The sequence below is a fragment of the Streptomyces sp. NPDC057623 genome (assembly GCF_042800355.1).
In the GTDB taxonomy this organism is placed as follows: Bacteria; Actinomycetota; Actinomycetes; order Streptomycetales; family Streptomycetaceae; genus Streptomyces.
The window spans coordinates 327,483-338,798 of sequence record NZ_JBHVGZ010000003.1; the positions used below are offsets into that span (position 1 = coordinate 327,483).

Annotated in this window: 7 protein-coding genes; all 7 read right to left on the reverse strand. The window is 72.5% G+C overall.

Features of this window, described 5'->3' with window-relative positions; all coding sequences use genetic code 11:
* Positions 1–118: 118 nt before the first annotated feature.
* Positions 119–1,558, reverse strand: coding sequence for an FHA domain-containing protein (locus ACFU95_RS05775; RefSeq protein WP_383822209.1), 1,440 nt, complete (start codon positions 1,556–1,558; stop codon positions 119–121).
* Positions 1,559–1,672: 114 nt separating this feature from the next.
* Entirely contained in the window at positions 1,673–3,019 is a 1,347-nt protein-coding gene (locus ACFU95_RS05780) for a VWA domain-containing protein (protein ID WP_383822212.1), read from the reverse strand.
* 98 nt (positions 3,020–3,117) lie between these two features.
* Entirely contained in the window at positions 3,118–4,545 is a 1,428-nt protein-coding gene (locus ACFU95_RS05785) for a PP2C family serine/threonine-protein phosphatase (RefSeq protein WP_383822215.1), read from the reverse strand.
* Entirely contained in the window at positions 4,546–7,077 is a 2,532-nt protein-coding gene (locus ACFU95_RS05790) for a tetratricopeptide repeat protein (RefSeq protein ID WP_383822218.1), read from the reverse strand.
* Positions 7,078–7,096: 19 nt separating this feature from the next.
* On the reverse strand, positions 7,097–8,428 hold the full coding sequence (locus ACFU95_RS05795; protein ID WP_383822221.1) for a hypothetical protein: 1,332 nt from the start codon (positions 8,426–8,428) through the stop codon (positions 7,097–7,099).
* Between the two features lie 45 nt (positions 8,429–8,473).
* Positions 8,474–9,589, reverse strand: a complete 1,116-nt coding sequence (locus tag ACFU95_RS05800; RefSeq protein ID WP_383822224.1) for a glutamate ABC transporter substrate-binding protein — start codon at positions 9,587–9,589, stop codon at positions 8,474–8,476.
* A gap of 8 nt (positions 9,590–9,597) precedes the next feature.
* Positions 9,598–10,995, reverse strand: a complete 1,398-nt coding sequence (locus ACFU95_RS05805) for a hypothetical protein (RefSeq protein WP_383822276.1) — start codon at positions 10,993–10,995, stop codon at positions 9,598–9,600.
* Between the last annotated feature and the right edge of the window lie 321 nt (positions 10,996–11,316).

The following is an 11,316-nucleotide window of genomic DNA, read 5'->3' on the forward strand; positions in this document are numbered from 1 at the left end:
GGGGGGGTGGGGGGAGGAACTCAGGAGGGTCGGCACCCTCCTCCGCCCCGGGGGGAAAAGGGGGGGAGGGGCGCGCGGAAGAAAAAAATTCCCCGCCCCCCCCCCCCTCCTGGTGTCGCTAGCCGCGCCGGATCGTGATCGTCGTCCAGGCGCCCACGTGCACCCGGTCGCCGTCCTGGAGCGGTACCGGCACGAACGGCTGGATCGGGTCCTCGGAGCCGTTCACCGTGGTGCCGTTCGTCGAGTTCTGGTCGACGACCGCCCAGGTGCCGTCCGGCTGCTGGACCAGGACCGCGTGCTGGTGTGAGACGCCCGGGTCCTCCGGCGGCACCGACAGGTCGATGTCGGGGGTGTCACCGGTGGAGTGGCGTCGGCGGCCGATGGTGACCTGGTTGCCGGTGAGCGCACGCTGCTGCTCGGGCGAGTACGCGGGCAGGTTGAGCCCCGCGGCCTCGGGGCCGGAGCGCTGCATCATCGCCATGAAGTACTCGCGGTCCGGCCCGATGGTCGCCATCCAGGTCAGCGGCTGTTGCTGCTGCGGGAAGGCGGGGGCAGGCGGCGGCGGGGCCTGGGTGGCGCCGGGCTGCGGGTAGCCGTAGCCGCCCTGCGCCTGGGCGCCGGGGGCACCGGGACCGCCCGGGGCGCCGGGACCGGACGACGGCGGCGAGATCACCCAGTCGTCGTCACCGCCGCCGAAGGACGGGCCGCCCTGCTGCGGCGGACGGTTGGTCTCCTGCGGGAAGGCGGGCGGGGCCGGCGGGCCGCCCGGAGCGCCCTGCATGAAGCCCTGGGGAAGGCCGCCGGTCGCACCGGGACCGCCGGGGGGCGTGGGGCCGGGCGGCGGCGGAACCGGCCGCGACGGGTCGCCACCGAAGGCGCCGGGGCCGTTGCCTCCAGGCCCACCAGGGGCGCCGTGACCGCCAGGGTTGGGGTTGCCCGGACCACCGGGGCCGGGGCCGAAACCTCCCGGGCCACCGGGGCCACCGGGGTTCGGGTGGCCCGGGCCGGGACCGAAGCCGCCAGGCCCGCCCGGTCCGCCGTGACCTCCCGGGCCCTGCGGCTCCCCGCCGAACGGCGGGATCGGTTCGGCCGGGCGGTTCACCTGTGACGGACGCGAGCTCTGGTAGTCGTACGAGTCACCGCCGCCGTACGACGGGCCGGGACCCGGCGGCTGCTGGAACGGGCCGCCCGGGCCGGGGCCGGGTGCCGGCTGGCGCGGGGCGGCGGGGGTGTACGACGTCGCCGTGTTGGTCAGGAAGTTCCACCGGCACTCCTCGCAGAACGGCGCACCGCCCTCACGGGGCGTACGGCACTGCGGGCAGAGCTCCGGCTCGCGGGCGCCGGGCGGCGGGCCGCCCGGCTGGCCGACGTTCGGGCCACCGAACGGGCCGCCGGGGCCGGGCCCCTGACCGGGGCCACCGGGCGGCGGGAAGCCGTAGCCGCCGCCGGGCGGGGGCGGTGGGGGAGGGGGCGGAGGAACGGCACCGGCCATGCGGTGACCGCAGACCTCGCACCAGTCGTCGGAACCCGACTGGTGTCCGTTCGGGCAGGTCGGCATGTCGGCGCTTCCCCCTCTCCTGTCCGGCCGCTTCGACCGGATTTCTCCAACCCCAAGGGGTCAGGCTCGCTGCTTTTCAGGGTCCTGCTAGGGCACTACTGGGGCACTACTCGGTCACTTCTTTACACGAACAGTCTTTGTCGACCGTGTCTCGAGAGTCATCTCGTCGGCCTCCGCGACCTTCGCCTTCAGTCGCACAGTACCCGCCGCGGCATCGACCACGTCCACCACCTTCGCAAGGAGTTTCGCCGTATCCGCGTTTCCGGAGGCGCTGGCGAGCTGAACCGCCCGGCCCAGTTTGGCCGTGGCTCCATCCATATCGCCTGACTTGCGAAGATCGAGGCCCTGTTGGATGGCTTGTGCCAGTTCGGCCTGGCCGGTGTAGTGGGCGACCTGTGGGTTGATCGAGGTCGAGGCGACCATGTCGTCGGTCCATACGGCCCGTACGAGCCCCTGGGCACCGAGGTTCTGGGCGGTGCCGTCGGGCTGCGGGATGACCAGGGAGACCCGGGCGGCGAGCATCTCCTGGCCGAGGTTCGCGGCGGGAACCTCGACGCAGACGTGGTAGTCACGGGACTCGTCCCCCCAGGATCCCGTGGGGTAGTCACCGGCGCGCGGGCCGGCTTCGGTGCGGCGGTCGGTCAACTCCTCGACCGTGGGCGCGACCTGCTTGACGAACTTGATGGTGGTGCCGACCGGCGTCCACACCCGCAGGGCGACGTCCGCGACCTCCTTGCCCATCGCCGTCTCCATCATCTGCGTGAAGTCGGCGGCGAGACCGGCCGGGTCGGCGACGATGTCGGCGCTGCCGAGCAGGGCGGAGGCGATGCCTGTGACTTCTTTCACTTCCCAGTCCGTACCCACGCCACGGGCGTCACATGTGAAGCGTCCGGCGCAGGCGTCGAGCGCGGCCCGGAGGTCCTCCGGCGACTCGTGCTCGTTGCGGCCGTCGGTGAGCAGGATGCCGTGCCGGATCGCGACGTCGTCCGAGGACAGCAGGCGGTCGGCGAGGCGCAGCCAGGTGCCGATGGCCGTGCCGCCGCCCGCGCTGAGCCGGCGCAGTGCCTGCTTGGCCTGGTCGCGGGTGGTGGCGTCGGCCACGGCCAGGCGGCCGCCGCCCGGATAGACCTCCTTGGCCACATGCGTGCCGCCGACCACCGCGAAGTGCACGCCGTCGCGCAGGGTGTCGATCGCGGCGGCCGTGGCGTCGCGGGCGTTGCGCATCTTGGTCGGCGGGTAGTCCATCGAGCCCGAGCAGTCGACCATGATCGCCACGGCCGCTGACGGGCCCTGGCCCGGCGAGTAGAGGTGGGGCGCGGCGACCGCGCTGCCGACCGTGCCGCCGCCGGTCGCGGTCACCGTGACGATCGCGTTGACCTCGCGACCGTCCTCAGGCAGGTACTCGTTCTGGTACACGTCCACCGAGAACTGCGGCACGTTTGATTTCGAGAAATTGGCCATGCGTTCTCAAATCCCCCTAAAGCACCCCGTGGTGGGGCAACGACTGTCGACGGACCGGTCCCCTCCGGTCCGCCCAGGCCGTCCCCGCCGGTGCGGCCTCAGGCCGATCCTGCCCCCATAGGCGGTGCCGGGAACGGCAGGACGGCCACTGTTACGTTGTCGTGGCCCCCGCCGTCGAGCGCGTGACCGACGAGGACCTGCGCGCTGTGCAGGGGGCGCGCGGCGGCGTCGAGGGGTACCACGTCGGCCATGTCCTCGGCCGACTCCGCGTAGTTCCACAGCCCGTCCGTGCACACCACCACCACACCCGGACGGTCCGGCTTGAAGGAAGCGGTGTGCGGCTCCAGTTCGTAGGCGTCCGCGCCGAGCCAGCCCGTGATGGCGTGGGCGCGCTCGTCGGCGTACGCCTCGGCCTCGTTCATCAGACCCGCGGCGACCATCTGCGCCGCCCAGGAGTCGTCCTCGGTGAGCCGCGCCGGGGGAGAACTCCGGTCCACCGGGACCCAGTAGGCACGGCTGTCGCCGACCCAGCCGACGACCAGCAGGCCCGCGGTGACCACGGCGCCGACGAAGGTGCACGCGGGGGCGTTCTGGTGAGGGCCCTGCTCACGGACCGTGGCCGGCTCGCCCGCCAGGGCGTTGACCGCGTTCGAGGCGGCGATGATCGCGTCGTGCATGGCCTGCTGCGGGTGCGCGCCGCGCGGCAGGGCGGCCAGCAGCGACTCGCTCGCGGCCCGGGAGGCGGCCATCGAGGCGTCGTCGGGGCGGGTCGCCGAGGACACCCCGTCGCAGACGATCGCCACGACCGCGGGCCGGCCGTCGGGCAGCGAGGTGCCGCCCACGGCGAACGCGTCCTCGTTGCGGTGATGGCGCAGCCCGCGGTCGCTGACGGCGGCGACCGGACCGGCGTCCAGCTCCATGTGGTCGCGCTCGCGCGGCTGGGCGTGCCCGCAGTTCTCGCAGTACCCGTCGTGGTCGACGCGGCCCGCACGGCAGGCCACGCACACCTTGGTGCCCTCGGGCGGGGTCGGCGGAGCGGGGGCCACGCGCGGGTCGGGCGCCTGCAGCGCGTACTCCTCGGGCAGGGCGTACTCGTCCGGCTGCGGCGGACGGTCGAAACGGACGCCGGAGGCCGGTGAGTCGGGGGAACCCGCCGGGGCGGGGGGCGTGGGCGTCCGAGGGCCGGGCGGCATGTCCGGACCGCCCGCCACCGGCGGGGACTGCGGGGGTGGCGGTGTGCCCGCGGGCAGGTCGTGGCCACCGGAGGTGGTGCCCTGGAGGTCCGTCGGCAGATGGGCGGCCGCCGCGGTGCCGGAGCCGTCCGGCGCGGGAGCGACGGGCCAGCCCATGCCGGGCACACCAGGGGGCGGCGGCGCCGCGCCGTTCATGGCGATGGTCGGGTTGTCGTCCGGCCGTACGGGCACGGCGGACAGGTCGTATCCGCACGCACCGCAGAAACGGTCACCCGACTCGAGCGGCCATTCACAGCTCGGGCAGGCGGACAGCTGGGGCATCTGCGACATCAACTACACCCACGTCCGGGGGCGGTAACGGTTGGCACGTTCCACCAGGTCGATCCTTTCCTCGCCGCCCCGAGCGAGCCGGGCCAGCGTGCGGTACGAGCGCTCCAGTCCGAAGCGCAGTCCCCGCTCGTCCAGGCCGCTGCCGAGCAGCGTCCGTCCTCCGGCGGCGGAAGGGGCGGAACCCTGGCCACCGGAGAGTATCCAGTCCAGCGCGCAGCCGAGGACTTCCGCCGACAACTGCTCCCGGCGCGCCGGGTCCAGACCGTACGCGTCCAGCGCCTCGACCTGGCCCGCGGCGGCGGTCAGGTCGTCCAGGAACGGTACGTCAGCGGCGGCCGCCGTGCGTTGACGCAGCCGGGCGCGGACGGCCGCCACCCGGGCGGCCGTGTAGTGGATGGAGCTTTCCGGGACCGATTCCAGGGTCCGTACGGCACCGCCGCGGTCGCCGGTCGCGAGCTGGACGCGGGCCAGGCCGAAGGCGGTGCTCACATAACTGGGGTCGGTGGACCACACGAGTCGGTAGTACTCGGCGGCGTTGTCCAACTGGCCCAGCACCTCCGCGCACAGGCCGAGGGCCAGCTTGGGGGCGGGCTCGCCGGGGAAGGCGTCGTAGATCGCGTCGAAGGCGAGCGCGGCGCCCTCGTGGTCGCCGGTCACCAGCGCGGCCACGCCGCGGTACCAGACGACCCGCCAGTCGTCGGGCCGCTCGTCCTCCAGCTTCAGCAGCGCCTCGTGCGCGGTGCCGGTGTCGCCGTTCTCCAGCCAGGCCCGCACCTGCCTGAGCCGGGTCTCGGTCGACGGCGCCGGCGCGGCGGCCAGGGCACCGAGCAGCTCGGCCGACGCGGTGGTCATCAGACCGGCGAGGAAACCGGCGTTGGGGTCGGCGGGGTCCACATGCGGAACCGGGAGGGCGAGGGCGGCGCCGGAGGCGTTGACGACCCTCACGATGCCGGGGGCCGCGACATTGCCGTTGCCGGCGGCGATGGCAGGCGGGGCGGCCGGGGAAAGGGCGGGTTTCTTTCCGGTGCCCACGACCCGCGCGCCCAACCGTGACACCTCTCCGTCCAGCCTCGGGAACAACTCCGTGTCCGTGACCCGCACTTCGGGGCCGAACAGCGTCGAGAGCGACGGCCTCGCGCGCCCCGTCTGCAGGGAGACGACCTCGCGCAGGACGCCCGTCAGCTGCTCCGTCATCTCCTGGGCGGAGGCGAAGCGGCGGGCCGGGTCGGGGTCGGTGGCGCGGACCAGGAGGCGGTAGAAGGACTCGTACTGGCGGAAGACCTCGATGTTGTCGGGGTCGGGGAGGGAGTCGACGTAGACGTTCGTGTAGCCCTGGAAGTCGAAGGTCAGGACGGCGAGCGTGCGCGCGACCGTGTAGAGGTCCGACGCCACCGACGGGCCGACGTCGGCGACCTCCGGCGCCTGGTAGCCCACCGTGCCGTAGATGGCCGACTCCTCGTCGTCCATCCTGCGCACCGCGCCCATGTCGATCAGCTTGAGCTGGTCCTCGGTCTGGATGGCGTTGTCGACCTTGAAGTCGCAGTAGAGGAGGTTGCGGCTGTGCAGGTGGCCGAGGGCCTCCAGCGCCTCGATGCCGTACGCGCACGCCTGCTCGACGGGGAGCGGGTCACGCTTGCCGCCGGGCGAACGGCGGCCGTTGGCGATCTCCTTCAGCGACTTGCCGCCGACGTACTCCATGACGATGTAGCCGTCGAGCGAGCCCGTGCGCTGGTCGAGGTGCTCGACGAAGTTGTAGATCCGCACGATGTTGGCGTGCTCGATCTCCGCGAGGAAGCGCCGCTCGGAGATCGCCGCCGCCATCGCGTCCTGGTCGCCGGTGTCGAGCAGGCCCTTGAGCACCACCCAGCGGTCGGAGACCGCGCGGTCCACGGCGAGGTAGACCCAGCCGAGGCCGCCGTGCGCCAGACAGCCCACGACCTCGTACTGGCCGTGCACGATGTCGCCGGCCTTCAGCTTCGGGACGAAGGAGTACGGGTGGCCGCACTTGGTGCAGAACCCCTCCGTACGGCCCGGGCGCTCGCCGCGCGCCCGGCCGACGGGCGCGCCGCAGTCCGAGCGGGAGCAGAACCGCTTGCGCTCGGGCACCTCCGGGTTCTCCAGCACCATCGCGCGCGGGTCGGGGCGCGGCACGTTCGGGACCTGGACCAGGCCGACGCCGAGCCGGCCGCGGCCGCTGGAGCCGGACGTCGAGCCGGAGCTGCGCACCGACACCGAGCGGCTCGTGGAACGGCCCGACAGCGCGCGTGACAGCCGTCCCGACACCGAGCGCCGGGACTTCGACGACTGCGACGACGTACGGGAACTGCCGCGGCCGGTGGAGCGGGAACTGGCACTGCCCGAACCGCGGGAGCCCTTGCCGCCGGCCGTGACCCCGGTGGGCGGCGAGCCGACCATGCCGGTCGCCGAGACGACCGGGGCCAGTCCGCAGGTGTCGCAGTACAACTCGCCGCCGCCCACGTCCTCGTACGACCCGTCGCAGTCCGGGCGTTGGCAGCTCTGCTGTGCCTGACTCATGACGACCACCCCCTGTCCCTCATGCTCCCGGCCCGCCGCGATCCTCGGGCCCGCGCGGGCCCGGCACGCGCGGGCCGCCGAGTAGTTCGGCGGCGGCGTGCTGATAGCGCAGGACCGCCTGCTCGGCGACGCGCAGGTCGCAGGGCGCGCTCCACAGCATCCGCCGGGCCGCGTCGTACCGCTCGATCAGGAACGGGTCCTCCGCGAGCCCGTGCCGGGCCACCTTGGCCTTGTACGCGTCGAGGCGGCCGCGCAGCTCGGCGCGGACCGCCAGGGGCGCGGTGACCGCGGTCAACGACTCGCGGGCGCGCAGCAGTTCGTCCTCCGCCTTCTGCTCCAGGGACTCCAGGAGCGGTGACAGGCGGTGCCACTGGGCGTGTCTGCGGTACTCGGCGGCCGTCGCCAGCTGCTCCTGAAGCACGGTCGGCGGGCCGCTGACGACCGGCACCTCGGTGGCGGCGATCTTCGCCAGGACCTCGCCGCGCGCGGTGCGGGCCTCGGCGAGCGTACGGTCCGCGCGGGACAGCACGTCCCGCAGCCGGACCAGCCGCTGCTCGGAATCCTGACGGACCGTCAACACGGCGTCGATCTCACGGCGTACGTCCTCCAGGGCGCGCGCCTCACGGTCGTAGACCGTGGTGTCCGGCCGGCCGCCGCCCGGCGCCGAACTGCCCTGTGTGGGAACCCAGTACGCGAGCGGGTCGGACACCACCTGGGAGCGCAGGTTGGTGAGCGTGCGCGTGATGCGCTCCAGGTCGTCGCCCGCCGGGTGCTCGCCCGGGCGGACACCGACGGAGTGCGCGAGCCGGCGGGTGCGCTGGAGTTCCGCGGCCAGTAAATCGATACGGGCGGGCAGCGCGGACCAGACCGCGTCGGCGGCGACGACCATGTCCAGCGACGTCGCGTACAGCTCGTTCATCCGGTCGACCAGGGTGACGAGCGTGAACTGCTCGCTGAGCTTGCCCGAACCGCCGTGCAGCGTCGGGGCGTTGGCCGTGGCGGACGCCGAACCCGCCACGGTCACCGACTCGCCGCGCAGCAGTTCCGTCAGCTCCACCAGGTCGTCGCGGCTGGACCAGCGGCGGCGCGAACGGATCTCGCGGGCCGAGCGCAACGCGTCCGTGTACGCGTCGAAGTACGCCCACAGCAGCGTGATCGACGCCTCCGCGGTCGTCCAGCGCTCCCTGGTGACGCCCGTGAGCTCAGCGCCCTCCAGGAGTCTGCGGCCCGCGTGGTCCTGGAGAGCGAGAAGCGAGGTCTCGATCGCCTCGTGCTCCTGGCCGAGCCGCGCCAGCGCACGGTCCACCTCGTCCCGGTCCATCACCGGCCCGGCGGGGTCCGTGACGCCCATCGATCACCTCTCGCTGCTCTCGTGGTTCCGTCAGTTGACGGCAGGTCACTTGTACCGGGCTTCGGGTGCGGTGGCCGACGCCGACTTCTTGTCGCCCTGATCCATGGTCGGGTGCAGCCACTTCTCGTACGAGTCCCTCCAACCGCCGTCCTCGATGTAGTTCTCCAGGGTCCGGTTGACCTGGCGTACCAGATCGTCGGAGCCCCGCTTCATCGCCACGCCGTAGTACTCGTCCGTGAACAGGCCGCCCTTGAGTTCCACCGCCGGGTCCTGCGCGGCCTGGCTGGCCGCGAGAGCGCCGTCGGTCACGACCGCGTCGACGTCGCCGAGCTGCAACTTCACCAGGCAGTCGAGCTGGTTGGGGACGGTGGTCCTGATGTCGGTGGAGCCGGGCAGGTCGCCGTTCTCCCTGCCCTCTTCCAGGTTGTCGTACGCGGTGGAGCCCTGCGCCGAGCACACCTTCTTGTCGGCCAGGGTCTTGTTGTAGCCGGTGATCGTCGAGGTCTTGGGGGCCAGGACCTGCTGGCCGGTGACGAAGTACGGTGCGGAGAAGGCGACTTCCTTGATGCGGCTGCAGTTGATCGTCATGGTGCGGACCACCATGTCGACCTCGCCCTTCTGGATCGCCTCGATACGGCGGCTGGTCGGGATGGCCTTGAACTGCACCGCGTCGCGGTCGCCGAGTATGTCCTGGGCGATGCGGTGGACCAGGTCGATGTCGAACCCCTCCAGCTCGCCGGAGGGGTTGTTCGGGTCGAGGTAACCCCAGCGGTAGCTGTTGGTGTCGACGCCGACGATCAGACGGCGGTCCTTGCGGGCCCTGATGGCGTCGACGGTCGGGGTGTCGCCGCCGCCGGACGGGGAGAGGCTCTGGTCCTGCGGGTTCTCGCAGTCCTCCGCCTTCGCCCGGACAACCTTGGCGACGCCCTGGCTCGCGGTGGCCGTGCCGGCGGCGGGGCCAGCCGACTGGGTGTGGGGCAGCAGCAGCGCGAAGGCCACCGCCAGGGCGCAGACGGTCGCCATCGCGCCCACGCCGCCCCAGCCGCGCAGGCCGGCCCGCAGACGCCGCCATGGGCCGGCTGCGCCGCGGAGGCGGGTCGAGTGATCGCGTGCGCGCGTCGTCTTGTGCGAGGTCGTCGTTTCGCGTGCGTTCATCGTCATGCCCCCTCTCACCGGTACTCCGACAGCCTGCGGCCGATGCCGAGGACCGCGCCGGCCGCGCCCAGGACCGCGAGGACCGCGGCGCCGGTCGGGAGGCCGGTCAGCGAGCCGCGGCCGTCGTTCGCGGCCTGCTTGAACTCGTTCTGCTCGTGCGTGAGTGCTGTCGCCAGGGCCTTGTCCACATTGTCGAAGCACACGCTCGTCGGCTCCTTCGTGGCGCCGATCACACGGTCGCGGGCCGCCTGGTAGTTGCCGGAGTTGTTGTCGTCGCGGGCGATGCCGTGCCGGTCCTTCCAGACCTTCATGAAGCCGTTCGCGTCCTGGACGGGCTTCTTGCCCGTCGAGTCGTCCGCGAGGTCCGCCGCTCGGTCCAGGGCCTTGCCCAGCTGGTCGATCTGCTGGTCGTAGCCCCACTCGTACGCGTCCACGACCTTGTCGTCGGCGAGCGTCTTCGTGTCCGCGCCGCGGCGGACCAGGGTCAGGTTCTCGTCGCTGCGGGCGGTCAGGGAGGCGATGCGGGCCTGGTGCAGTACGTCCAGGGAGCGGACGCCGTGGTCGTAGGAGTCGTTCAGGCCCGCGCGCGCGACGGTGTGGGAGACGGTGAGCCAGAGCAGGACCACCACGGAGGCGGCCGTGGCGGTGACCAGGCCGTGGTTCAGGACCCTGTTCGTGCGCTGGTAGTTGCGGTGCTGGGCCCAGGCCAGGGCGGCCAGGACGACGATGCCGAGGCCGGCGGCTGCCCAGGGGAAGGACTTCGCGTCCGCGTAGTCGTCGCGCAGGCGCTGGTTCTCCGTCTGGTAGAGCTTCTCCGCCTTGGGCAGCATGTTCTGCTGCATCATCTCGTTCGCCGCGCGCAGGTAGGCGCCGCCGACGGGGTAGCCCTGGCGGTTGTTGGCTCTGGCCGTCTCGACGAGTCCCTTGTACTCCGGGAGCAGCCTGCTCAGGTCCGCGATGGTCTTCGCCGAGGTGGAGCCCGGTTCGGAGTTGGCGGCGGCCTTGACGAGCTTGGCGGCGGCCGTCCGGATGTCCTTCTCGTATCCCTCGCGCATGGCCGACTTTTCCTGGAGGCCGGCCAGGTAGCCGCTGGCAGCGGCGGTGTTGGCGTCGGCCAGGGAGCGGTAGATGTCGGCCGCGTCGGAGCTGAGGGGCTGGCTGCGGTTGACCACGTCGTCCGCGGCGGAGGATCTGTCGGTCATCTGCCAGGCCGTTACGGCGCCGAACGCGACGACCAGGGCGGCGAGGAGGGCGCCGATGATGCGGAGGCGGCCGGGTTCGGTGGTGGCGGCGGCGCGAAGCTGGTCTAGGCCCTCGGCGAAGGCGGTGCGGCGGGGTTCCGTGGGGGGTGGGGCGGGGGGAGCCGGGCGGGTGTGGGTGGTGGGTACGGGCTGTGGTGGAACGGATGGCATGGTGGGTGCGCTGGTCTTCGGCGTCTGTGTCACTGTTGACCTCCCCCGTGGTCATCCGTCGCCGCAAGTATCGCTGCCGGGACTGACATCCGCACCGGCCTTCGCTGGATCTTGATCGGATCGCAGCGCGGATCCGGAAATTCCGGCATACCGAAACGCGCTGTGCACGAGCCCCCTGTCCATGAATACGCCGGGGGAATCTGTTCGGTTCCAGGGTGCGGGTTCGGGTGCGGGTTCGGGGGTGGATGCCTGCGGCGCCTGTTGCTGTTCGGTGGGGGCTCGTGGAGCGCGGGGGCGGGTGTTCGTGGGTCGGGGCCGCGT